The 23,877-nt window shown below is 65.5% G+C and carries 24 protein-coding genes; 10 read left to right on the plus strand and 14 right to left on the minus strand.

The features are described 5' to 3' along the window. Positions 1-258: 258 nt before the first annotated feature. The 3 genes from C7451_RS07115 (at position 259) to C7451_RS07125 (ending at position 5,528) form a co-directional block, all read left to right on the plus strand. Positions 259-1,773, plus strand: a complete 1,515-nt coding sequence (locus C7451_RS07115) for a lipopolysaccharide biosynthesis protein (protein ID WP_110298288.1) — start codon at positions 259-261, stop codon at positions 1,771-1,773. A 198-nt stretch (positions 1,774-1,971) separates the two neighbouring features. Then, positions 1,972-4,464, plus strand: a complete 2,493-nt coding sequence (locus tag C7451_RS07120) for a DegT/DnrJ/EryC1/StrS family aminotransferase (RefSeq protein WP_110298289.1) — start codon at positions 1,972-1,974, stop codon at positions 4,462-4,464. Further along, on the plus strand, positions 4,461-5,528 hold the full coding sequence (locus tag C7451_RS07125; RefSeq protein WP_110298290.1) for a glycosyltransferase family 2 protein: 1,068 nt from the start codon (positions 4,461-4,463) through the stop codon (positions 5,526-5,528). The genes C7451_RS07120 and C7451_RS07125 overlap by 4 nt, the downstream gene beginning before the upstream one ends. On the opposite strand, the gene C7451_RS07130 is transcribed toward C7451_RS07125, so the two are convergent. Next, entirely contained in the window at positions 5,502-5,972 is a 471-nt protein-coding gene (locus C7451_RS07130) for a low molecular weight protein-tyrosine-phosphatase (RefSeq protein WP_110298291.1), read from the minus strand. The two genes, C7451_RS07125 and C7451_RS07130, sit on opposite strands and share 27 nt — an antisense overlap. A 122-nt stretch (positions 5,973-6,094) precedes the next feature. On the opposite strand from C7451_RS07130, the gene C7451_RS07135 reads away from it, so the two are divergent. Beyond that, positions 6,095-7,699, plus strand: a complete 1,605-nt coding sequence (locus C7451_RS07135) for a spinster family MFS transporter (protein ID WP_110298292.1) — start codon at positions 6,095-6,097, stop codon at positions 7,697-7,699. Between the two features lie 3 nt (positions 7,700-7,702). On the opposite strand, the gene C7451_RS07140 is transcribed toward C7451_RS07135, so the two are convergent. From C7451_RS07140 to C7451_RS07170, 7 genes are all read right to left on the minus strand, one after another. After that, entirely contained in the window at positions 7,703-8,251 is a 549-nt protein-coding gene (locus C7451_RS07140; RefSeq protein WP_167398465.1) for a VOC family protein, read from the minus strand. Positions 8,252-8,373: 122 nt separating this feature from the next. Continuing rightward, positions 8,374-9,561 carry a CaiB/BaiF CoA transferase family protein gene (locus tag C7451_RS07145; RefSeq protein ID WP_110298294.1) on the minus strand — a complete coding sequence of 396 codons (1,188 nt, stop codon included), beginning with the start codon at positions 9,559-9,561 and terminating at the stop codon, positions 8,374-8,376. Further along, positions 9,558-10,475, minus strand: coding sequence for a hydroxymethylglutaryl-CoA lyase (locus tag C7451_RS07150; protein ID WP_110298295.1), 918 nt, complete (start codon positions 10,473-10,475; stop codon positions 9,558-9,560). The genes C7451_RS07145 and C7451_RS07150 overlap by 4 nt, the downstream gene beginning before the upstream one ends. Further along, positions 10,468-11,076: a 3-isopropylmalate dehydratase small subunit gene (gene leuD, locus C7451_RS07155; protein WP_244181720.1), complete on the minus strand. Its 609-nt coding sequence runs from the start codon at positions 11,074-11,076 to the stop codon at positions 10,468-10,470. The genes C7451_RS07150 and leuD overlap by 8 nt, the downstream gene beginning before the upstream one ends. Next, positions 11,069-12,445, minus strand: a complete 1,377-nt coding sequence (locus tag C7451_RS07160; protein ID WP_208625159.1) for a 3-isopropylmalate dehydratase large subunit — start codon at positions 12,443-12,445, stop codon at positions 11,069-11,071. The genes leuD and C7451_RS07160 overlap by 8 nt, the downstream gene beginning before the upstream one ends. Positions 12,446-12,574: 129 nt before the next feature. Then, positions 12,575-13,075 carry a DUF3598 domain-containing protein gene (locus C7451_RS07165; RefSeq protein ID WP_110298297.1) on the minus strand — a complete coding sequence of 167 codons (501 nt, stop codon included), beginning with the start codon at positions 13,073-13,075 and terminating at the stop codon, positions 12,575-12,577. Between the two features lie 14 nt (positions 13,076-13,089). Then, positions 13,090-14,463, minus strand: a complete 1,374-nt coding sequence (locus tag C7451_RS07170) for an alpha/beta hydrolase (RefSeq protein WP_110298298.1) — start codon at positions 14,461-14,463, stop codon at positions 13,090-13,092. Positions 14,464-14,546: 83 nt separating this feature from the next. On the opposite strand from C7451_RS07170, the gene C7451_RS07175 reads away from it, so the two are divergent. The 6 genes from C7451_RS07175 (at position 14,547) to C7451_RS07200 (ending at position 19,520) form a co-directional block, all read left to right on the plus strand. Next, a complete protein-coding gene (locus C7451_RS07175; RefSeq protein ID WP_110298299.1) occupies positions 14,547-15,227 on the plus strand; it encodes an isochorismatase family protein in 681 nt (226 codons plus the stop codon). A 136-nt stretch (positions 15,228-15,363) separates the two neighbouring features. Then, entirely contained in the window at positions 15,364-16,248 is an 885-nt protein-coding gene (locus C7451_RS07180) for a polysaccharide deacetylase family protein (protein WP_110298300.1), read from the plus strand. Next, positions 16,245-17,168 carry a polysaccharide deacetylase family protein gene (locus tag C7451_RS07185; protein ID WP_110298301.1) on the plus strand — a complete coding sequence of 308 codons (924 nt, stop codon included), beginning with the start codon at positions 16,245-16,247 and terminating at the stop codon, positions 17,166-17,168. The genes C7451_RS07180 and C7451_RS07185 overlap by 4 nt, the downstream gene beginning before the upstream one ends. Continuing rightward, entirely contained in the window at positions 17,165-18,589 is a 1,425-nt protein-coding gene (locus C7451_RS07190) for an aldehyde dehydrogenase family protein (RefSeq protein WP_110298302.1), read from the plus strand. The genes C7451_RS07185 and C7451_RS07190 overlap by 4 nt, the downstream gene beginning before the upstream one ends. Then, the gene (locus tag C7451_RS07195) at positions 18,586-19,056 is read left to right on the plus strand and encodes a hypothetical protein (RefSeq protein ID WP_244181722.1); all 471 of its coding nucleotides are present in this window, start codon (positions 18,586-18,588) and stop codon (positions 19,054-19,056) included. The genes C7451_RS07190 and C7451_RS07195 overlap by 4 nt, the downstream gene beginning before the upstream one ends. Then, a complete protein-coding gene (locus tag C7451_RS07200) occupies positions 19,053-19,520 on the plus strand; it encodes a DUF1330 domain-containing protein (protein ID WP_146215304.1) in 468 nt (155 codons plus the stop codon). Before C7451_RS07195 ends, C7451_RS07200 begins: the two co-directional genes overlap by 4 nt. On the opposite strand, the gene C7451_RS07205 is transcribed toward C7451_RS07200, so the two are convergent. Genes C7451_RS07205 through C7451_RS07230 form a run of 6 tightly spaced genes read right to left on the minus strand, consistent with a single transcriptional unit; the run spans position 19,517 to position 23,874 of the window. Beyond that, positions 19,517-20,011, minus strand: a complete 495-nt coding sequence (locus C7451_RS07205; protein WP_110298304.1) for an RES family NAD+ phosphorylase — start codon at positions 20,009-20,011, stop codon at positions 19,517-19,519. The two genes, C7451_RS07200 and C7451_RS07205, sit on opposite strands and share 4 nt — an antisense overlap. A gap of 3 nt (positions 20,012-20,014) precedes the next feature. Beyond that, complete coding sequence (locus C7451_RS07210) at positions 20,015-20,365, minus strand: antitoxin Xre/MbcA/ParS toxin-binding domain-containing protein (protein ID WP_110298305.1); 351 nt, start codon at positions 20,363-20,365, stop codon at positions 20,015-20,017. Between the two features lie 55 nt (positions 20,366-20,420). Continuing rightward, on the minus strand, positions 20,421-21,146 hold the full coding sequence (locus tag C7451_RS07215; protein WP_110298306.1) for a hypothetical protein: 726 nt from the start codon (positions 21,144-21,146) through the stop codon (positions 20,421-20,423). Next, the gene (locus C7451_RS07220; RefSeq protein ID WP_244181723.1) at positions 21,146-21,505 is read right to left on the minus strand and encodes a hypothetical protein; all 360 of its coding nucleotides are present in this window, start codon (positions 21,503-21,505) and stop codon (positions 21,146-21,148) included. Before C7451_RS07220 ends, C7451_RS07215 begins: the two co-directional genes overlap by 1 nt. A gap of 21 nt (positions 21,506-21,526) precedes the next feature. Then, positions 21,527-22,738 (minus strand): class I SAM-dependent methyltransferase, encoded by a 1,212-nt coding sequence (locus tag C7451_RS07225; RefSeq protein ID WP_110298307.1) that lies wholly within the window; start codon positions 22,736-22,738, stop codon positions 21,527-21,529. Beyond that, positions 22,735-23,874 carry a nitrilase-related carbon-nitrogen hydrolase gene (locus tag C7451_RS07230; protein WP_208625160.1) on the minus strand — a complete coding sequence of 380 codons (1,140 nt, stop codon included), beginning with the start codon at positions 23,872-23,874 and terminating at the stop codon, positions 22,735-22,737. Before C7451_RS07230 ends, C7451_RS07225 begins: the two co-directional genes overlap by 4 nt. Positions 23,875-23,877 lie beyond the last annotated feature (3 nt).

Genomic DNA, 23,877 nt, shown 5'->3' on the forward strand with positions numbered 1-23,877 from the left:
ACAACCAATGTGCCCCGATCTTTAAACCGAGGGAATGGCTATCCGATTATGTTGGCGACCAGATGAAGAGCGATGCGTCAGCGCCGCGTCCCGTCTGGTGAGGCGTCATCTATGGATCGGATCGAGTCGGGTCAAACCCTTTTTGCAATTTTATTTCAAAATTTTTGGGGATTTGCGGCTAGACCTCGGAAAAACGGGGCTTTCAGCCAGGCATCTTGGCCTTGCCAACGAGCACCCCGCACAGGAATGATAGGGTTTATGGTGGAAGATACAGCCGCGGGAATCACGGATTCGGGTTTTGCAAACCGCGTGAGATCCGCAGTTTTCTGGCGTTCGGGCAGCCAGATCGTCAGCCAGGTGGTGATGTGGACGACCACGCTGGCAGTGATTCGAATCCTCGACCCGGCTGATTACGGCCTGTTCGCCATGACCCAGGTCGTGATGGTGATGCTCGCCTTTCTCAATGGCTATGGCTTTGCCAGTTCGCTGATCCAGCAGGAGCAGATCGACCGCTTTCGCGTCCGCCAGGCGTTCGGCCTGCTGCTCATCCTGAATTTTGGCATCGCCGCCATCCAGTTCGCCGCTGCGCCGGCCATCGCGGCCTATTACGGCCAGCCACAGGTGGCCGACCTGCTGCGCTGGCAGACAGTGATGTATCTGGCGACACCATTCATGGCCGTACCCGAAGTGCTGATGAGCCGCGCGCTCGATTTCAAGCGCCTTGCGATCGTCAACTTCATTTCCGCCTTTGTCTGCGCAACCACCTCGATCGTCTGCGCGCTTGCCGGATGGGGCGTGTGGACCCTGGTGGCGGCACCGACCTCGATGGTCTGGTCTCGCGCGATCGGACTGTGCATTGCGCAGCGATTCGTCGTGTGGCCGAGCTTCGACTTCCGGGGTACCCGTGCGATGATCGGTTTTGGCAGCGCCATGCTGGTCAGCCATCTGCTCTGGAGCGTTCAGACCCAGGCCGATGTGCTGATTGCCGGCCGCATCCTCGATCCACACGCGCTGGGCCTGTATGCCGAGGCGCTGTTCCTCGCGCAGCTGTTCTCGTCCAAGGTCATTCCGCCGCTCAACGAGGTCGCCTTCCCGGCCTATGCGCGGCTGCAATCCGAGCCGGACCGGCTGCGTCCCGCCTTTCTCAAGGCCATCGCGCTCATCATGCTGATCTGCTGCCCGGTCTATGCAGGGCTCGCGGTCACTGCGCCCGAGGCGGTCTACACCCTGTTCGGCCCCAAATGGGTGGAGATGGTGCCGCTGGTCCAGATGTTCGCGCTCGCCATGCCGTTCATGACGCTGCATGTGCTGATCCATCCTGCGGTCAATGCCCTGGGTCATCCACGAATCACGGTGCGCTCGTCCGCCTTCGGTGCCGCGCTGATGCCGCTGGTGTTTCTGGTGGGCGTCCAGTTCGGCGTCACCGGGCTGGCGCTTGGCTGGGTGATCGGCATGCCGCTGGTGCTGCTCTTCAACCTCTGGCAGTCGTGCCCGGTCATCGGCGTACGGGTTCGCGACGTGCTGCTGGCCTGCGCACCGGGCGTGGGAGCGGCGGGCACCATGGCCGCCATGGTCTGGACGATGCGAATCGGCCTGTCAGGAACGCTCGACAACGGCCTTCCCGAGATCATGATGCGCCTCGCGTTGCTCGCCGCAATCGGGGTGCTCAGCTATGTCCTGCTGCTGCGCATTCTGGCACCCAGGATGCTGGCCGACGCCATCGCCCTGTTGCGACGTCAACCGCCAGCCATGGAAGAGCTTGCCCCCGGCTGATGGTCCGCGCTGTCTGTAACGGCTCGCTTCGCGCAAGATGCGCAAAGCAGCGGTTTTACAATTGCGCCGCCCTGTACCTGCATGAACTTGCAGATACGTGTCCTTGTCTTGAACCGGCAAGAGCGCAAATTCGCAATTTGTTGAGATTATACTGACATAAGACTGCTCGCTGCACCCCTTCAAGACAAGCGAGCCCCCATGCCCGCATCTGCACTTCATGACCTTCCCCTGATCGCCGCGCGCCCGCCAAGGCTCAGTACCCTGATCGAAGCCATCGCCGAGATCGAAGCCTCGGGGATCTACACCAATGGCGGGCCGGTGGTGCGCCGGTTCGAATCGGCCATCGTCGAGCAGCTCTATCAGGGTCAGGGTGATTGCCTCGCGGTGCCCAGCGCCACGGTCGGCCTGATGCTGGCAATCCGCCATGCCCGCCGGCATCATGCAGGCGATCTGGCCATGATGCCGAGCTTTACCTTTGCCGCGACAGCGCATGCGGCAATCTGGGCCGGGCTGACGCCGCTGCTGATCGACAGCGACCCCGATGACTGGGCGGCTTCGGAAGAAGCCGAAGCGGATGCGCTCCGCCAATATGGCGACCGCATCGCCGTCATCGTGCCCTATGACACGTTCGGCACCGGCATCGACACGGATCGCTATGCCCGTCTGTCCGCCGAAACAGGGGCGGCAATCGTCGTCGATGCAGCGGCTTCGCTGGGCAATCGCGATTCGAACGGCATGGGCTTTGGCGGCAGCGCTTCCTTCGCCACCGTCTTCTCGATGCATGCCACCAAGCCGTTTGCCACGGCCGAGGGCGGACTGATCTACAGCGCAGACGCCGGCCAGATTGCCGAGATGCGCGCCATGAGCAATTACGGCTTCGGCAACGCCCGTTCTGCACTGCAGCCCGGCATGAACGCCAAGCTTCCTGAAATTCTCGGCCTGCTGGCCCTGGCCCGGCTCGCGACGATCAGCGATATCGCCGAGCATCGCATCACGCTCGCGGATCGCTACAGGGCGGTGCTGGACGGTCTGGTCACCCCGCAGAAGGTGACGATGGCCACGGCCATACCCCAGTTCATGCCGGTCCTGCTGCCTGAAGCCATGGCACCGCATCGGGCGGCAATCATGGCCGATCTTGCGGCGCATGGGATCGGATCAGGCCATTATTTCAGCCCCCATCTCGCCCAGCAGCCCTATTTCCAGCAGAGCTGCATCATTCAGCCGACCAGCATCGCCGATGCGATCGGCGGCCGAATGCTGTCGCTCCCGATCAGCGATGCCATGACGGTCGAGGATGTCGACCGCGTCGCCCGCGCGCTGCGCATGGCCTGTGCCCGCCAGCTTCTGCCAGCCCAGCCGCAGGCGCCGCTCGTCCACGAAACCGTGCTGATCGGCGGCGGACCTGCAGGCACAGCGATGCTGATTTCAGCGAGCAAGCAGGGCCGTCTGCCCGATCTGGCCAGCGGGCTCGTTGTGATCGAACGCAGCGCCCGCCTAGGCGGTGGCCAGCTCGACAGCTATGCGATCACATCGGACAGCACGGCCGAGACCTTCCTGTCGGCTGCAAAGGACAATCCGCATCCCGAAATTGCAGCCCTGGTCGATCACCCTGCCGGCCGCGAGATTGCGCGCCATGCCGGGCGCCTGGGCGTGCCGCTGGCGCGCACCGGCGGCTTTCTGGACGGTCTGGGCCAGCGGATCGGACAGGTGGTGACCGCGCATGGCGGCATGCTGCTGATGCAGCACGAGGCGATCGACGCGCGGCAGACGGCCAACGGCCTGTGGCAGACAAGGGTGCGCGATGCCGTATCCGGGGCAGAGAAGGTGCTGCTTTCGCGGCATATCGTGCTCGCCACTGGCGGCTATCAGGCGCCCGAGGATGTCGCTGCTGCCGAGGTTGCGGGCATGGCTCTGGGCCAGCGGCTGGGCGATCGGCTGCTGCCTTCCGACCGCTTTCTGCGGCTGGGCGGGATCGAACGGCTGCGCGAGCGGCTGGCCGGTACGCCTGCCCCGCGCATCGCCATCGTCGGCGCATCGACGAGCGCGCTGGCATCGGCAGCGCTGCTGCTCAAATCGGATCTTGCCCTGGGCGCTGGAGCCGTGACCCTGCTCCACCGCCAGCCGCTGCGGCCCTTCTACCCCTCCGCCGAGGCGGCGCTGGCTGACGGGTTCACCGACTTTGCCCAAGACGATATCTGCCCGGTGAGCGGTTTTGTCTATCGCCTGGCCGGGTTCCGGCTGGAGGCACGCGAACTGGTGCTGCGGATGCTGGGCGTGGGAGGCCGGGCACCCGATCCGCGGATGAGGCTGCTGCATCTTGACGGGTCGCGGGATGCGGAGGCCGCCGAAATGCTCGAAGCATCCGATGTGGTGATCGGTGCGCTGGGCTATCGTCCCCATGGCTTGCCGTTCTTTGCAGCGGATGGCAGCCGGCTGGCCTTGTCTGCCGATGCGCCGGGGCGCCCGCGGCTCACGGACCAGCAGTGCCGGATCATCGATGCTGCAGGCGAACCGCTTTCCGGCGCGTTCGGCATCGGCCTTGCGGCAGGTTTCGTGCCCGAGGGCCGGCTCGGCGGTGAACGCAGCTTCCGGGGCAAGGCCAATGGCCTCTGGCTCTGGCAGAACGATGTGGGCCAGCTGATCGTCGACCAGATCGCGGCCAATGCGGCAGCGGCACGGAGGGCGGCATGAGCACGCCGATCGTCAGCGTGATCATGCCTGCGTATAACGGGGCGGCCTGGATCGGCGAAACCATCGAATCGGTGCTGGCGCAGACCTTCACCGATTTCGAGATCGTGATCGTGGACGACTGTTCGACCGACACGACATGGCAGGTGCTGCAGCAGTTCACCGACCCGCGGATCCGCCTTTTCCGGGCCGAGCGGAATGGCGGTCCCGTACAGGCTCGCAACATCGCCTTTTCGCATGCACGCGGTCGCTACATCGTGGGGCTCGATCAGGATGACCTTTGCATGCCCGATCGGTTTGCCCGCCAGGTCGAGTATCTCGATGCCCGGCCGGGCACCGTGCTGGTGGCGACCGAATCCCGGCTGATGCGCGACGGTCGGCTCGACCCCTGGCCCGGAATTGAGCCGACCACGCCGCGCGCCATCGACTGGATGATGATGGTCGGCAATCCGCTGCCCTGGTCATCGGTCATGTTCCGCGCCGATGCTGCCCGCCGCCTCGACCCGCTCGAGCGGCAGGAAGTGCTCTATGCCGAGGATTTCGACCTCTATCACCGGCTTCGCGCCTTCGGGGCGATCGCGCGCATCGATACGCCGCTGCTGATCTATCGCTGCCATGAAGGCGGCGCATCGAAGCGGTTCGAGGACATCATGTGCGCGAGCGCCGCCAGAGTGCTGGCGGAGAATTACGGGCCGGTCTTCGGCGATCGGGCCGGCGATCACGCAACCCTGGTCGTCCGCCACCTGATGCACGGTCTGCCGGTCCCGGACCTGGCCACCTTTGCCCAGCTTCTGGCGATCGTTGCCTCGCTTCACCGGCATTTTCTGGAACAGGGAGCGCCCGACCCTGCGACCGAGCGCTTCGTGGCGCGCGAATACCGCCGCATTTGGTGGAAGCTGGCCAAACCCGCACTGCGTCATGGCACCTTGCGCTTGCGTGAGGCGAGAGCGCTCAGGCCGCTGGATGCGGGGCTTTCGCTGCGCGAACCCGAATGGCTGATCTCGCCCCTGGTCGGGCTGGTGCGTCGATGGGTTCCCGGCTTAGCCCGCACGTCCGAAATGACGTAGAACCCCATCGGCAATGGCGCAGGCATCAGCCCAGGTGGCATGAAAGCCCGACGCGTCGCCATAATAGGGATCGGCCACGGCCTGACCCTGCCGCCCTTCGACCAGATCGAGCGCGAGGCGCAGATCGGCGGGGGCGTCTGCCGGAGCGATACGGCGCAGGCCCGCCAGATTGTCGTGATCCATCGCTAGGATGAGATCGAAACGCACGAAATCCTGAGGCCCGACCTGCCGGCCGCGCAAGCCGGAGATATCGACGCCATGCGCCCGTGCAACCGCGACCGCGCGCGGATCGGGTGGATCGCCCGCATGCCAGCCGCCGGTGCCCGCCGAATCCACCGCCCAGCCAAGATCAAGCTGGCGCACTCGGTGCCTGAGCGCCCCATCGGCGAGCGGCGAACGGCAGATATTGCCGAGGCAGACAAACAGGATTGATGGCGTCTGCAAATCCTTGCCCCTTGTTTTGGGTCGTCACGTCCGGTCGTTTGACGCTTGCGTCACCTCGGGGCTCTGCTAGCCAAGGGCAAGGACGCACACAAGAGACGCCACGAACGGGGAGAGACATGCGCATGGCAGGGCCGAACGATCATCAGGACACCGCCGCGCCGGGCATATCGCCCGCCACAAAAGCCTCGCCCTATGCCTGGTACGGCCTCTTCATCCTGTTCCTCGTCTATGTGCTCAATTTCATCGACCGGCAGATCATCACCATCCTCGCGCCTGACATCAAGGCCGACCTGGGGCTGGACGATGCCGATATCGGGTTTCTGTACGGGACCGCCTTTGCCGTGTTCTACGCGCTGTTCGGCATCCCGCTGGGAAGGCTCGCCGATAGCTGGCACCGGGTTCGGCTGCTGACCGTGGGCCTCGCCGTCTGGTCGGCGATGACCGCCGTGTCCGGCTTTGCTAAGAACGGCACGATGCTGGGCCTCGCGCGCATGGGCGTGGGCGTCGGCGAGGCGACCGCCAGCCCTTCGGCCTATTCGCTGATCTCCGACATGTTTCCCAAGCGCATGCGTGGCACCGCGCTCGCCATCTATTCGGCGGGGCTGTATTTCGGCGGCGGCATCTCGCTGATGATCGGCGGCTTCATCGTCGCAGGCTGGAACAATGCCTATCCCGGCGGCGGGCCACTCGGGCTGGTCGGCTGGCAGGCGGCATTCCTCGCCGTGGGTGTTCCCGGATTGCTGCTCGCGGCCTGGGTCGCCACGCTGCGCGAGCCGGTGCGCGGGCTGGTCGATGGCCTGCCCACGCCGCCCACAGCCGAGCCGTTTCGGGGCTTCGTGCAGGAGCTGTTTGCGGTCATCCCGCCGTTCACCGTGTTTGCCGCGATGCAGCGGGGCGTGGCGGCGCTGGCGATCAATATCGGCGCGCTCGTTCTGCTCGGACTGATTGCGGCAGCCATGATCGCGCTCACCGGTGCAACGCTGCAGTGGCTGTGCATCGCCATCGGCTATTATGCCGTCTTCTCCTGGGCGAGCTCGCTGCGCGCGCGCGACAAGCCCACCTTTGCGCTGATCTGGGGATCGCCCGCCTTCCTGTGCACGATCCTTGGCTATGGCTGCGTCGCCTTTCTCTCCTATGCCACCACCGCTTTCGGGCCCAGCTATGCCGCGCAGGTGCTGGGCGAGGAGACCGCGAAGATCGGATTCTGGATCGGCGGCTTCGGTGCGCTCGGCGGCTTTCTGGGCGTGATCCTGGGCGGGCGCATGTCCGACTGGCTTCGCGCGCGCAGCGAGTCGGGGCGGATCATGGTCATCGCCTTCGGCCTCATCACCCCGGTCATCCCGGTGCTGCTCGCCTTCACGACGGTGAGCGATCCCGGATCGGACAGCGATTTCATCCGCTTCACCGTCTTCGCCTCGCTCGCCAACCTGTTCGCAAGCTCCGCGCTCGGTGCAGCCGCAGCGACGACGCAGGATCTGGTCATGCCCCGGATGCGCGGTACCGCGACCGCCACCTTCTTCCTTGCGACCACCCTGTTTGGCCTCGCGCTCGGCCCCTATCTCGCCGGGCAGATGTCGGTGATCTCGGGCAGCCTCTCGACCGGCGTGCTCTCGGTGCTTGTCATCGTCCCCGTGGGCCTCGCCCTGCTGGCCTTTGCCTACAGGCTGGTGCCGCTGGCCGAACGCACCGTGGTCGAGCGGGCACGCTCGGCGGGCGAGCCGGTCTGAGACCTATTTCAGGATCTGGTTCATCTCGATCAATGTGCCATCGGGATCGAAGAAATTGCAGCCGCGCACCCGGATGACGGGACCGCCGCCCCGCCCGGGATATTCCTGCATCCGGGGCGGCGCGGTCATCGTGACGCCGGGCACCCTGGCGGCGGCGGCGCAGCGGCCATCGACATCGTCGGTGTTCATCACGATGACATGCCCGCCCGGACCCATGCGCTTCGGGTAGGGACCCGGATCGGGCAACGGCGGATCGATCCATTGCATCAGCCCGATCCAGCCGATGAACGGATCGTTGCTGTTCAGCAGCACCAGCCGCGCCCTGGCCCCCGGCTCGCCTGCGGGCAGTGCAACGCCGCTCGTCTCCACTACCGTATCGTAATTGACCTTCAGCCCCACGACATCGCGATAGAGCTTCAGCGAGGCCTCCATGTCGCGCACGATCAGCGTGACCCGGCGGATATCGGTGGGCAGGCGCTCGGCAGGCGCTTCGACGCCCGGCGAGCTGGTGGCGGGTCGATCCTGGGCGTGGGCCGGGATGGTGGTGAACACGACCACACATGCAAGAAACCGGACAGCTTTCCGATGAAGGCCGGAATACAGAGCAGCCAGACGCAACCTTGCCCAGGACTCCGGCTTTCGCCGGAGAACGGTAAATCTCGCTGTTCCGCCCATCACCCGTCTCCCTCTACCGCTCCGCTTTCGATCAGCGCCGCAATCCGCGCTTCGTCATAGCCCAAAGCCGCCAGCACCGCCTTCGTATTCGCCCCGGCCTCGGGCAGAACCGCCTCGCCGCCGGGACGCGCACCGTTCATCTCGATCGGCAGCGTCGGCAGCATGGTGGCGCGGCCATCGGCGAGCGTCACCGGCTCCAGCCCGCCGCTGGAGAGCAGATGCGGATCGTCGAACATGTCCTCGGGCCGCCCGATCGGCGCAAAGGGAAGCCCCGTGCCCTCGAGCTTGGCGATCAGGTCGTCGCGCTTCCAGCCTTTCACCAGCGCGCGGATCTGCGGCATGATGCGGTCGCGCGCCAGCACGCGCGCGGTATTCTCGCGGATGCTCTCGTCCGCCCAGAGATCGTCGAGGCCGAACAGCGCGCAGAATTTCTCCCAAAGTGCGTCGGTCACCACGCCGATGAAGATCGGCTTGTCGTCGGCGGTTTCGAACACGTCATAGATCGCCCAGGCGCTGATCCGCGCGGGCATGGGCGCCGCCGGTTTGCCGGTTACCGCCAGTTGCGCCATGTGCTGGCCGATCAGATAGATCGTGGTCTCGAACAGCGAGCTTTGCACCTTCTGCCCGCGCCCCGTCCGGTGCCGCTCCTCGGCCGCCGCGAGAATGGCGATAACGCCGAACATACCGCCGGTGACATCGATGACGCTCGAGCCTGCACGCAAGGGCCGTCCCGGCGGACCGGTCATATAGGCAAGGCCGCCCATCATCTGCGCCACCTCGTCAAGCGCGGTCCGCTCCTCATAGGGGCCGGGCAAGAAGCCCTTCTCGCTGCAATAGATCAGCCGCGGATTGGCCTTGCTCAGCGCCTCGTAGCCCAGGCCCAGCCGGTCCATCGCACCGGGGCGATAATTCTCGATAAGGATGTCGGCGCTCGCCGCCAGATCGCGCGCCACGCCAAGGCCATCGGTGGACTTGAGGTCGAGACAGATGCTCGCCTTGTGCCGGTTGTACATCGGAAAATAGCCCGCGCCCGATCCGATCAACCGCCGGGTGCGATCGCCGCCGATTGGTTCGACCCGCACCACTTCCGCCCCCAGCGAGGCGAGGATCGCGCCCACCGCCGGGCCCATCACCATGTGCGTGAATTCGACGACCTTGAGTTTCCTGAGCGGTTGCGGGCCATTCATGCTGCTATCCCTTCAAATCCCAGCGGCAGGCCGGCATCCGGGGTGAAGCCGTAGAGCGGCTCGCCCGGCAGCGCCTCTGCGACGATGGCGCGCACGTCGAGCAAGGCCTTCAGATCGATCCCGGTATTCACGCCCATTGCCTCGAGCATGAACACCAGATCCTCGGTGACGATATTGCCCGATGCTCCCGGCGCGAACGGGCAGCCGCCCAGCCCGCCGAGCGACGCATCGAGCGTGGTGATCCCCTCTTCCAGCCCGGCCAGCGCATTGGCAAGGCCGAGCCCGCGCGTGTTGTGGAGGTGCAGTGTCGTCATCCGCTCCGCGCCGACTCCAGCCTTTACCGCGCGCACAAGCCTTTTGACCTGCGCCGGATTGGCATAGCCGGTGGTGTCCGACAGGCTGAATTCCTGCGCCCCCGCCTCCGCCGAAGCCACCGCGAGCCGCACGACCTGATCCTCTTCGACCGGGCCCTCCATCGTGCAGCCGAACGCGGTCGACAGCCCAACGGCGAAATGCACCCGCGCCGCCTTCGCGAGCCCCGCAATGACCGCGATTTCCTCGAGCATCTGCGCATGGCTCTTGCGCACGTTCTTCAGACTATGCGTTTCGGACATCGAGAACGGGATCGATATCGCATGCGCTCCCGCCTCGATCGCGCGGGCAGCCCCCTTGGCATTGGGCACCAGGGCGACGACGTTGAGGCCGGGGATGGTGCACGCGAACGCCACGATCTCGGCGCTGTCGGCCATTTGCGGGAGCAGGCTGGGCGGGACAAAGCTGCCGACCTCGATCTCGCGCACGCCGGCGGCGGCCTCCGCGGCGATCCAGCGCTTCTTGGCTTCGGTCGGCATGATCCGGTCGATGCTCTGCAGCCCGTCGCGCGGGCCGACTTCGCTGATGAGAATGTCAGCCATGGTTCTGCTCCAGATAGACCCAGGGGCGCTGCGCCCGGTCGCGCGCGTGAAACGCGGCGATGGCATCGCGGTGCTTCAAGCTGAGGTCGATTGCGTCGAGCCCTTCGAGCAGCATCGTCTTTGCCTCGGCCTCGATCGCGAATGTCCAGCACTGGTCGGCGCACCGCACGGTCTGTGCGGGCAGATCGACCTGAACCTCGCGCCCCGCCAGTGCTGCAATCGCCTCCCGGTCCAGCACCACCGGCACGATGCCGTTGCGGATGCAGTTGCCGTGGAAGATCGGCGCGAAGCTCTGGGCCAGGATACAGCGAACGCCATATTCGGCGAGCGCCCAGACGGCATGTTCGCGGCTCGACCCGCAGCCGAAATTGACGCCCGAGGCGAGGATGCGCGCGCCTGCATGTTCCGGCTGGTTGAGCACGAAATCCGGATTGGGCGTGCGCGCCGCGTCCAGATAGCGCCAGCCTGCAAACAGCCCGTCCGAAAGGCCCGTCTTGCCTGTGCTCTTCATCTCGCGCGAGGGGATGATCGCATCAGTATCGACATTGTCGCGCAGCAGCGGCGCGGCGATGGCGGTGAGCGTGGTGAAGGGTTCAGCCATGCGCCCAGTCCCGTGCATCGGCGATGGCGCCCGCAAGCGCGCTCGCGGCCACCGTTTCGGGGCTGGCGATATGCGTCTTCACGCGCAGGCCCTGGCGGCTTTCGAAATTGCGGTTGGTCGACGAGATCACGCGCGATCCGTCGCCAAAGCTCTCGCCACCCGCAAAGAAGCACATCGAGCAGCCGCTTTCCCGCCATTCGAACCCGGCATCGAGAAAGACCCGGTCGAGCCCTTCGGCCTCAGCAGCCCGGCGGACCGCGCTCGATCCGGGCACGCAGATCGCGCGGATGCCCGCTGCCACCTTGCGGCCCTTGAGCAGGGCGGCGGCGCGGCGCAGATCGGACAGGCGTGCATTGGTACAACTGCCGATGAATGCAGCATCGACAGGCGTGCCGATCAGCGGCGCTCCGGCCTGCAGCGCCATGTAGTCGAGCATCGCCGAGGAAGCATCTGCCGGGATCGCATCGGTCACCGGCACGCTCGCCTGCGGGCTGGTACCCCAGCTGACCATCGGCGCGATGGTGCTCGCGTCGATCGCGATCTCGGCATCGAACACGGCATCGGCGTCGGAGCGGAGCGCGCGCCACTGCGCCAGCGCGGCGTCCCAGGAAGCGCCCTGCGGCGCATAACGGCGGCCCTTGAGCCAGGCGAAGGTGACCTCGTCAGGCGCGATCAGACCGGCAAAGGCGGAGAATTCCGTCGCCATGTTGCACAGGGTCATCCGCGCTTCCAGGTCGAGCGCGGTCACCGCCTCTCCGGCGAATTCGACGACATGGCCTGCGCCGCCGCCTGCACCATGCGCGGCGATCAGCGCCAGCATCATGTCCTTGGCGGTCACGCCGGGGGCGAGCTGGCCGGAAAAAGTGGCGCGCATCGACTTTGGCCGGGTGAGGCGCAGCGTTCCGGTGGCCATCGCGTGCTCCGCCTCGGACGACCCGATGCCCCAGGCGAGCGCGCCCAGCGCCCCCTGCGTGCAGGTATGGCTGTCGGGTGCGATGAGCGTGAGGCCGGGCAGCACGATGCCGAGTTCGGGGCTGACTACATGCATGATGCCCTGATCGGGATGGCCGACATCGAACAGGGTTATCCCCGCCGCCTGTGCTGCTGCGCGCGTTTCGGTGATGAAGGCCTGACCGCCGGGCATCAGCGTGCGGTCGGTGCGGCCGGGCAGGGTATCGACGATATGGTCCATGATCGCGAAGACACGCGCCGGGTCCTGCACCTTTCGACCCGCTTCGCTCAGCGCGTTCAGCGCCGCCGCCCCGGTGCGCTCGTGCAGCAGCACCCGGTCGATCGCGATGAGCGCCGCACCGCCATCGAGCGGCGCGACCACATGCGCGTCCCACAGACGGTCGAACAGGGTTGTCATCAACACCCTCTCCCCTTCAGGGGGGAGGGCGGAGCCGCGCAGCGGCGGGGGGAGAGGAGCAATCGCCAAGGTTGGCGCGGTCCCCCCTCCCAACCCTCCCCCCTAAAGGGGAGAGGGCATTGTCTTGGCTCACTCCGCACTCGCGTTCATCTCCGCTTCCACCGCGCGCCAGTCCTTGCTCACCAGCGATTCCTGGATCGCGGTGCGCGTTTCCAGCTTGCCGTCGCGGATCCAGTGCCAGGTGCGGCAGCGCGATTGGCCATCGTCCGAAATCTGGATCATCTCATAGAGGTAGAGCGATGGATCGCCCTGACGCTGCCAGTAGAGCATCACCGTGCGGCTGTATTCGTCGAGCCCGACCTCGGCTGCCCAGCCGACGATCAGGTCATTGTCCCACCAGACGCGCTTGTCGCGATATTCGGCCGGAAATTCGCGGATGTCCTTGCGGCCATCAGGCCATGTGTAATGGTTCGTCTGGTGATAGGGGAACGGCCCGTCATCTGGAAAGCGGCAGAACAGGCGGCTGGCATGCTCGTCGATCTTGTCGCCGGCGGCGTTGTAATAGCTATAGACCCCGTCCCAAACGCCCTCGTGCCGTGCCAGCAGCGGCATGTCCTCGCGAATACCCATGGCCTTGTTCCTCCTTATCGGTCGATGATGGCTTGATAATAGGCCCGCGCCGCGCCTGCGCGCAGCAATGCGCGATGTTCGCCTGCCAGACATTCGGGGCGGATGGCATCGGGGTCAAAGGCAATCGCATTGCCCGCGCCCACCGCATGATGGGGGCGGAAGAAATGGCGCGCGCGCACGATCTGCCAGGCACGGATCAGGTGCGTGCCATAGCGGTCGGGCGCAAGATCGGGGAAGAGCTGCTCGGCATCGCCAACAGGCACATCGGGCAGGCGGATATCGGTCAGCGCGAAATGCGCGGCGACCGCATCGATCACCCGCTGCCATGGCGCCCAGTCGGTCGGAGCCTTGCCCGGCCAGCGATCGGACAGGCCGTGGTCCGGCAGGTCGATCGCCAATGCGCGGGTGGTGCCGCGCTGCAGTTCCTCGCCCGGTGCGTGCAGATACAGCACGCCCGAATCAGGATCGCCGTCCCAATGGATGAGCCCTGAGAATTCGGGCGTCTCGACAGGGAAAAAGCCAGCATCGCCAGACTGGTTCGGTACAGGTGAACCGGCCTGCGGCAGGCGTTTCAAAAAATCGAGGCTAAGTGCCTGATGATCGGCGGGGCTCGCGCACTTCACCGCCGACCATTGCGCAGGCATGTCCCCCAGCCGGTCGATATGCGCCTGGAGCGGGTCGCCGTCATAGGCGCTGATCAGCACCGCCGGCGTCACCGCATCGGCAGGCGGAATGTCGCGGGCTGCGCGCAGCACCGCACCATAGCCCGCGCGATAGGCCGCGCCCGAATCGAGCATCTCGCGCACTGCCATGTCGATCCGCGCGACATCGGCATGCGCGCCGGGCAACCGCGCGGCATCGCGGACATCGAACCAGGGGAAGAACCAGCTCTGCTCGAGCATCCGGTTCCACAACCAGACCAGATGCTCGCCATAGGATGACGGCTCGAAAGGTGGCAGATAACGCTCGCCGAACAGCGCCATCTCCTCAGGCGTCCAGATCGCATAGCCGCCGATGGCAAGGCCAGTGAACCGTTCAGGGTGCCGCTTCAACGCGGTGACCAGGATGATCCCGCCCGAATGGAAGCCATAAGCCGGGCATGGCGGCAGTCCCAGCGCATCCATCGTCGCGACCAGCGCATCGGCGAAATCGCCGATCTCGGGCGTGCCCGGCAGCGGGTCGGACTGGCCGAAGCCCGGCGTATCCGGTGCTATACAGGTGAAATGCTCGCCCCAGCGTTCCATCAGCGGGCCATATTCGCCGCTGTTGCGCGGGCTCTGGTGGATCATCAGCAAGGGAGGGCCACTGCCCGCCTGTCGGTAATGCACGCGCCGCTGGCTTCCATCGGCCTGCGGCACATCGACATAGTGGCGGGTGATCCGGATCATGCCCTAATTTGTCCGGACAAATTCATCTCGACAAGCCCTTTTTTGCGATTATGGTTCGAATCGCGCTGCCACATGGAGGAAACATGGAGATTATCGGCACCCGAATGATCCGCGAGGACAAGACCGCGCGCGAGCTTTTTGAGGCGGTGATGGCCAATCCGGCGCGCAACAAGTTCGGTTTTGGGAGCAAGCTGGCGATCGTGAATGTCGATGTGCAGCAGGCCTATACCAGGATCGACATGTTCAAGACGGCCTATGAGACCGACCCCCGGCAGATCGAGCATATCAACACGATCTCGCGGCTCGCCCGCGCCAAGGGCATGCCGGTCATCTGGACGCGCGTCGCCTACAAGGACGATGCTGCCGACGCCGGCGTCTGGGGCACGCGGACGAACACGCCCGACAGCCTGCAGAACATCCGCTATGACAGCGAGCGCCATGCCTATGATCAGCGCTGCGAATTCGGACCCGATGACCTGCACTATACCAAGCGCATGCCGAGCGCGTTTTTCGAGACGCCGCTGGCGAGCTATCTGACCTTCCACCGTGTGGACACCGTGGTCGTCACGGGCGGCAGCACCTCGGGCTGCGTCCGCGCGACGGCGGTCGATGCGCTGAGCCACGGCTATCGTACCATCGTCCCGATCGAGACCTGCGCGGACAAGCACGAAAGCTATCACTTCGCGAACCTCACCGATCTGCAGATCAAATATGCCGATGTCGAACCCGTGCAGACGGTGATCGACTGGCTGGAGCAGAGGTGATGGGGGTAACTGTCGTTAAATGCCCTCTCCCCTTCAGGGGAGAGGAGGGAGCCGCGAAGCGGCGGAAGGAGAGGGGCAAGCGCCGACCTCTGCACAGTCCCCCCTCCCAACCCTCCCCCCTGAAGGGGAGAAGGCTATGAAGGCTGACCCCGAACTCTATAACTTCTCCCACTGGCGCGGCCGCCGCAAGGTCCGCTGGCCCGAAGGCAAGACCTGCGCGGTCTGGGTCGCGCCCAACCTTGAGTTCTACGAGCTCGATCCGCCCGCCAACACGCACCGCAAGAGCTGGGCAAAGCCGCATCCCGATGTGGTCGGCTATGCGCATCGCGACCATGCCAACCGTGTCGGCCACTGGCGCATGGCGGATGTGATGACGCGGCACGGCTTTCCGGGATCGGTGAGCCTGTCGGTCGCGCTGTGCGATCATATCCCGGAAGTGGTGGAGGATGCCCGCCAGCGCGGTTGGGAATTCTTCAGCCACGGCATCTACAACACCCGCTACAGCTACGGCATGGACGAAGCGCAGGAGCGCGCGATCATCGAGGACAGCATCGCCACAGTCCAGCGCGCCACCGGGCAACGGATTCGCGGATGGCTCGCGCCTGCCCTCACCCACACGCCGCGAACGCTTGACCTGATCGCCGAATACGGGCTCGATTATACCTGCGACCTGTATCACGACGACCAGCCGACCGATGTGAAGGTCAGGACCGGGCGGTTGACCGCCATCCCCTACAGCCTGGAGGTCAACGACCATTATGGCTTCTTCATCTACAACATGAGCCCGCGCGATTATGCCGACACGCTGATCCGCCAGTTCGAGCGGCTTGCAAGCGAAGGCGAACGCGAGGACGGCCCGGGCGGCACGGTGATGTGCATCCCGCTGCACAGCTATCTGATCGGCCAGCCGCACCGCATCGGCCCGTTCGAGGAGGTGCTGCGCCATATCGCCGCCGACGGCCGCGCCTGGATCGCGACGGCGGGCGAGATTGTCGATGCCTGGCGGGAGCAACAGGGATGAGCCTCGACCCCACCTATCTCGAATACCCCCATCGCCGCAAAGGCATGGACCATGCGCTGTATCCCTACAGCAACCTGTTCCAGCGCCCCCAGGTCGCCTGGCCGGACGAGAAGCGCGTCGCGATCTGGCCGGTCATCAGCCTCGAATGGTTCCCGATGGTGCCAAGCGACACGCCGTTCCGCGCGCCGGGGCATATGCAGACGGCCTATCCCGATTATCGCCACTACACCGCGCGCGAATATGGCACGCGGATCGGGCTGTTCCGGCTGCTCGATGCCTTCGAGGCGGTTGGCGCTCGCATATCGGTCGCGTGCAACGGCGCGATCGCGACGCGCTATCCCGCGATCGTCGAGGCGCTGGCGAAGGGCGGGCACGAGATCATCGCGCATTCGACCGACATGAATGGCACCATCGCCTCCGGCCTGGCCGAGGATGACGAGCGCGCGCTGATCGCAGCTTCGCTCGATGCGCTGGAAGCTGCGAGCGGCACGCGCCCGCGCGGCTGGCTGTCAATCGCGCGCTCGCAATCGTTCAACACGCCGCGCCTGCTCGCCGAGGCAGGGCTCACCTATATGTGCGACTGGGTGAACGACGAGCTGCCCTACCGGATGGCCACCGACGCCGGTGGCATCGTCAATATCCCGCTCAACCACGAACTGTCCGACCGGCAGATCATCAACGTCCAGCAGCAATCGGTCGACAGCTATGCGACACAGATTCGCGATGCCTATGACTGGCTCGCAGGCGAGGCTGCGGCGCATGGTGCGCGGATGCTGCCGCTGCACCTGACGCCGTACATCATGGGCCTGCCCTATCGCATCGATGCGTTCGAAGGACTGGTGCGCTGGCTTACCGAGCAACCGGGCGCCTGGTTCGCGACCGGTGGCGATATCCTCGACAGCTGGAGCGCGGGCCAGTGAAGGTCATCAACCCGCGCACCGGCGAGGCCGATTACGAGATCGCACCGATCGATGCCGCTGCCGTGCAGGCCGAGGCGGCACGGCTACGCGCCGCGCAGCCCGCATGGGCGGCGCTGGAGCCGGAGGCGCGCTCGGCGATCCTGCACCGCTGGGCCGATGCTGTCGTGGAGCATCGCGAGACGCTGCTCGATGCGCTGACACTCGACACAGGACGGCGACGGATCTCGGAAATCGAGGTCGATGGGCTGCCGGGAACCATCCGTCGCTGGGCGGACCTCGCGCCCAGGCTGATCGCCGAGCATTCGCGCGACAACCAGCCCAGCGCGCACCCGACCGTGCGCAATTCCACGCGCCTTGTCCCCTATCCGCTTTTCGGGGCGATCGCGCCGTGGAATTTCCCGATCGTGCTCTCGACCATCGATGCGATCCCTGCGCTCGCCGCAGGCTGCGCGGCGCTGGTCAAGCCCTCGGAAATCACCCCGCGCTTTATCGCGCCGCTGCGCGAGACCATCGCTGCGGTGCCCGAGCTTGCCGCGGTGCTCAGCTTTGTCGAAGGCGATCCGGCGACCGGCCAGGCACTGGTCGAGGCGGTCGATTATGTGTGCTTCACCGGATCGGTCGCGACCGGGCGCAAGGTGGCAGAGGCCGCCGCACGTGCCTTCATTCCCGCCAATCTGGAACTCGGCGGCAAGGACCCGATGATCGTGCTGGCCAGTGCCGATCCGGCCAGCGCAGCCCATCTGGCCCTGCGCGCGAGCATCGTCGCCACCGGCCAGGCCTGCCAGTCGATCGAGCGAATCTATGTCGCCCGCGCGATCTACCAGCCGTTTCTCGATGCGCTGGTCGACGTGGCCAGCAAGGTCCGGCTCAACTATCCCGATATAGCGACGGGTGACATCGGTCCGTTCATCTTCGGACCGCAAGGCGCGAAGGTACAGGCGCAGATCGACGAGGCGGCAGCGATGGGGGCGAAGGTGCTGACCGGCGGCACGGTCGAGACCCTGGGTGGCGGCCAGTATCTGAAACCCACCGTCATCGCGGACGCGACGGCGGACATGGCCGTGGTGCGCGACGAAACCTTCGGCCCGGTGCTGCCGGTGATCGCCTTCGACGATGTGGAAGACGCCATCGCTCAAGCGAATGACAGCATCTACGGCCTGTCCGCCGCTGTGGTCGCCGCAACCGCCGACGAGGCCGAAGCCGTGGCGGTGCGACTGGAAGCGGGCGCGGTGTCGATCAACGACGGCTCGCTGACCTCGATGGTCTGGGACGCGGAGAACAGCTCGTTCAAGCTGTCGGGCATGGGCCCGTCGCGCATGGGAGAAAGCGGCCTGCTGCGCTTTTTCCGCAAGCAGGCGCTGATCCGCCAGACCGCCAATCCCCTTCCCCTTGCGGCCTATGCCGAGGATGCCCCGAAATGAGAGACCTGCTTGCGCGCGAAATGCCCGCGCTGTTTGCGCATGAAGGGCTATGGGACGGCACCTATCGTCATGTGGATGCGGCGGGCACGCTGATCGACCAGCACCGGATGCGGACCCGCTGCGAATTCCCGGCTTCGGGCGCCTTTGCCTATGTCCAGCACAACCATCTGATCTGGCCCGATGGCCGCGAGCAGCGGCTGAGCTTTGGGGGGGTGTTCCGCGATGGACGGCTGTGGTGGGATACGGACCGGTTTCATGGGTGTGGCTGGCAGACGCTCGACAGCGTGCTGATGCTGACGCTCCATCGCAAGGACGAGCCGGGCGTGCGCTTTACCGAGATGATCCAGATTTCCGATGATGGCGAAAGCCGTGCACGCACCTGGCAATGGTTCCGCGATGGCACGCCCTTCAAGCGGACCCTGTGCGACGAAAGGCGCGTTTCGCGCGATCCGGAGGCTGAACTGTGATTACCCCCTTGCTGATGATGGCCGCTGCGAGCGACGGCACCTCAACCACTGCCCCGGCTTGCGATGCACCGGTCGTGATGGTGGTCGCCGGCCCCACGCACGACCGAGAGCGCATGGCTGCCTATGGCAAGGCCATTGCCGACAGCAAATTGTACGAGAAGCTGGGCGGCTATTACATCAACATCCCCCGCCCGCTGGCAACCTTCGAAGGCACGCCGCCCGCCGGATATACGGTGCTGATGATCCGTTTCCCCTGTCTCGCCAATGCCCAGGCCTTCTGGAATTCGAAGGAATATCAGGAGAAGATCAAGCCGCTACGCCTCGGCCCCTCGGCGGGCGATTATGTCGTCACCGTCTATCCCGAAGCGCCCTTGCGTGCAGATATGCTCGGCAAGGTCGGCGACAATGGGTACACGGCGACATTCGACGCTTCGGCGATCGAGCAGGTCGCGCCAAAGCCCTAGGACGGGCGCAGGCCCAGCCGGTCGTCGTCGTCGACCAGTTCCAACCGTCCGTCCCAGACCCACAGAACCAGGTTCAGCGCGTCCGCGGGCACGCCGCGCGCATAGCTGGGTACCACGATACCCGCATAGCCGTGGGCAATCGCAAGCTCGGCGAGGTCTTGGGTCGGCACGCGCTCGCCCAGGAGCATCCTATCGCGCCAGCCGGGATCGGCCAGATCGTTCGGCGTCATCGCGAAAGGCTGCAGCACCGCCGCATCCCGGCCATCGAGCAGCGGCCCGATATCGGCCTGATAGGCGACCAGCATGGTCGGTTGCAGCGTGCCGACCTGGTTGGCTTCACGCAAAGCCGTCTCCGGCGCGAGCGAGGTGTAGAGCGCAGGCCGCCCGATCCGGTTGAAGCGACCGCCGAAGCGTGCCGCCCCCTCGCCTGACAGCGGCGCGCGTGACCAGACGGGGTTATGGGCGCGATAGAGCAGCCCCGTATAATGCATGGGTCAGGCGTGGACGCCGGCGTCGACCGCGTCGATATAGGTCAGAACGTCGTCAGCCCGGTTGGCCTGAACCAGCTGCATCGCGGTGTGGCCCGAAAAGCCGGATAAGGGCTCGGAGCGATACCAGGCATAGGCCAGCAGCGCTGATCCGAAGCGCGGTTCGACCTTGTTCAATATCTCGACCATCTGGCGGAGGCGACGCTGCGTCCGGTCAGACGCGATGCGATCCTTGCGCTGGATCGCGTCCTTGCCGATGCCGAGCGAACGCGCCAGCTCATCGCTGGTTGTGCGCAACGTCTCCACGATCTTGCGCGGCGCGAACGCGCCATGTTCGGCATAGTTCTGGATCGCCATTATCAATCTCCGCGATTTCTGACGCTATATAACGTCAAAAACTGCGGCAATCAAGTCAGCGCTCCAGTTCAACCAGCTCGTAGCGCGCGAGCATGCCGCCATCGATCGCACCATAAACGAACACCGAATCCGCGTCCGCCGTCACCCACATGTCATAGGTGGGGTGCGTCTTGCCGCCCATGCCGGGGCCGAGATCGTCGATATAGCGATAGTGGCGGCAGGCGAAGGTGCCTGCGGCCACCGTCATCTCCTCCTCGCCGACATATTCGAGGCCGATCAGCACCTCGGCGATCATCGGCGGGGTCGCGCCGCGATGGTCGGGCGAGGGCAGAAAACAGCGGACATTGCGCCGGTGCGGGCCCTTGCTCACGTCCATCACCCGGGTCGTGAAGCCGTCGCCCGCGATCGGGTGCGTGCCGAACCCGTCGAAATGCCCGCCCACCGACACGCGCTGCGACACGCGGCCGATCGACGGGCCAAAGCTCTCGCACTCGATGACGCCCGCCGCCGCATCGTGCCGCATCCAGCCCGATCCCATGAACGCATCGCCCACGGTCAGGTGCACGTGGAGATGCTCGGGCACCATGTTGGGGCCGATGCCGTAGACGATGTCGCGCAGCACCTTGGGTTCGGGCTCCTCGATCTCGCAGCGCGCGCGCATGATCGTGCGCCCGTCCGAATGGTGGGTAAAGCTGAACCATTCGCGCCCGCGCTCCTGGTCCATCATCTCGGGCTTCTTGCTGGTATAGCGGATCCTGCCGCTGACCGTGCGGTGCTGCATCACAGGTCCTTCAGTTCACGGCTCAATTCCTCGACCGGCTTGTCGTCGGCCTTCATCGCCTCCATCATCTGCTGAGGCCCGCGCATCACGCGCACGATATATTCGCGGATCATCGCGCCGCGCTCGTAGCCTGCCTCGCGATCGGGCCTGTAACTCTCGATATCGGCGCGGCTGATCGTGCCCTTGGCGTCGAGCAGCCGTTCGACGGTATCGAGCCGCTCGCGCAGCACCGACACCTCGCCGATCACTGCCATCAACATCGAGAGCATGCGTTCCTTGTCGGGATCGCCCAGGAAATCGGGCCGCTTGCCCTTGGCGCGCGCGTTGGCGCGGATCATCCAGTCGACGGGTTCGGTCACATCAGGTCTCCAGGGGAAAGATTACGCGGGCTTGCCGCCCTTCCACGCGCCATAGGCGTGCCAGACGGCGGCACGGCCATGGTCCTCTTCCTTCTCCTCGCCCGCCGAAGGGAAGATGTCGGTATCGACCACCGCACGGACCCCGGTGACGAACAGGTCGTCGGCAGCAAAGCCGGCGTCCTGCATGATCGTCTTGAGATCGAGCGCATGCATTGCCGACCAGAACGGCTCGTTGTTGTTGAACGCGTCCCAGTCGCGAATGAACTGCTCGTAGAGCGGCATCGCGTCCGAATATTGCGGTTGTTCCAGATGCAGCATCAGCCCGCCCGGCTTCAGCACGCGATAGCCTTCGCGGATGATGCGTGGCAGCGCGGTGCCACTGGTCTCGTGCAGGAACATCGTTGTCTGCACCCAGTCGAAGCTCTCGTCGGCCCATCGCGACAGATTCTCGGCATTGGCCTGGACAAACCGGATGTTGGTCGCACCCAGCGACTGCGCTCGGGCATGCGCATAGCGCAGCGAGGGCGCGGCGGTATCGATCGCGATCACCTCGCAATCCGGAAAGGCGAGCGCCAGCGGCACTATGTTGTGACCGACGGTGCAGCCGATATCGAGGATGCGCTGCGGTTGCCAGCCGGGGCGTTCGGTTTGCGCCCATTTGACCAGAGCCTGGCCGCCGCCATCGGACAGCGCGCCGAGGCCCCCTGCGGTCGTCGCGAAGATGCCGCAATCGTAATTGGCCCCGGCGGAGACATCGCCGGGCAATTCCTCGCCATGATAGCTGCCGGGCATGCAATGGATGTCGATCGCGCTCTGATAGCGCGGCACGGCGACGGACGGGTCAAGCTCCAGCGTGTCGCGGCCCTCGTTATACTGGCGCGCCCTGGCATTGAGCTCGTCGAGCTGGCGCAGCACCATTGCGCGGCCGTTCTGCTGGCGCATCTCCATGCTGTTGCGCTTCAAGGCCGACCAGAAGCGATGGTGCGGATCGCGGTTCATCGCATGACGGATCTCGAACCGGTCCCTGGGCTCGCGGCCATTTTCAGCGACGAAGCCGGGCAGCACGCGCGTGTCATAGGCCAGCTTGTTGCCGGGGCCGAGCGTGCCCGACAGATATTTGTTCAGGTTGGCCAGAAAATCGAACCTGGCCGCCTCGTCATGGCTGGGCTGCGGCGATACGCCGTGCAGCGCCACGGCGGTATAGGGCGGTGCGACATCGAATTGGTGCGTCATATCAATCCCTCTTTGGCCATCCGCTCGATAACCTCTTCCTGCACGCGCTTGAAATAATCGCGGTCGGGCACCTTCACAGCCCCGCCTTCCAGCAGGCCGTCGGCCGGGTGGCGCACAGATCCATAGGCTGCCGCGAACAGTTCGAGCCGCTGGCGCGCGAGATAGTTGGTCATGCCGGGCGTCCGCCGCGCATGGCGCAGCGCGCCCAGGTCGATCTCGGCAAAGGCAGTGAAGGTCTCGCCGCTATTCGATTCGGCGAGCACCCGGCCCTTATAGTCGATCACCTGGCTGTTGCCGTCGGCGCTGGCGAGCGGCAGGCTGGTGCCCTCGATCCCCGCCGTATTCGCCGATACGACATAGGCCATGTTCTCGAACGCGCGCGCGCGCCGGGCGATCGCCTTGTTGGTATCGATCGGCGATCCGATCTCGGACGACGAATGCAGGAAGATCTCCGCGCCGCGCAGCGCATGTGCCCGGGCGATCTCGGGATAGAGGATTTCCTCCGACGCGATCGCGGCCATGTTGCCGATCTCGGTTCTTGCCACCGGGAACACGCCGTCGATGCCGTAAACGTCGAGATATTTGCTCCACACATCGTGCGGCGTCGGCGCGAACATCGAGTTGAGCCGGCGATAGCGCAGCACCACCTCGCCCGAAGGCGCGATCAGGAAGCTTGCCTGGAAATAGAGCCCGGGGAAATTGGGATCGACCTCATAGGCATTGCCGGCAAGATAGAGCTTCAGATTCTGCGCGACCTTGCCCAGCGCGTCATATTCTTTGCCCTGCATCTCGAAGGCCGCCAGCGAGGCGAAATCGGGGATCGAGATGCGCCCCGGATAGCTGGTGAACAGATATTCGGGCAGCACCGCGAGCCTCACCGGATGGCCGCCATATTGCTCGATGAAGATGCGCGCCGATCGGATCTTGGCCTCGACCTCGCCGATCATGCCGAGCACCTGCGCGCGCGCGGCAGCGCGGTCGGGCGCGCGTTCGACCGACCGGGCGGCGAGCTGCATCGCGACGGCGGCATAGGTCTGTGCTTCAGCCATGGGACGCGCCTCCGCCGCCAGCGCCGCCTCCAGCGGCAAGGCGCTGGCAATCATCGCGGCGAGAACCGAGCGGCGTTCGAGGTCCATCGC

Origin of the sequence: Blastomonas natatoria (genome assembly GCF_003201955.1) — a bacterium.
GTDB classification, from domain to species: domain Bacteria; phylum Pseudomonadota; class Alphaproteobacteria; order Sphingomonadales; family Sphingomonadaceae; genus Blastomonas; species Blastomonas natatoria.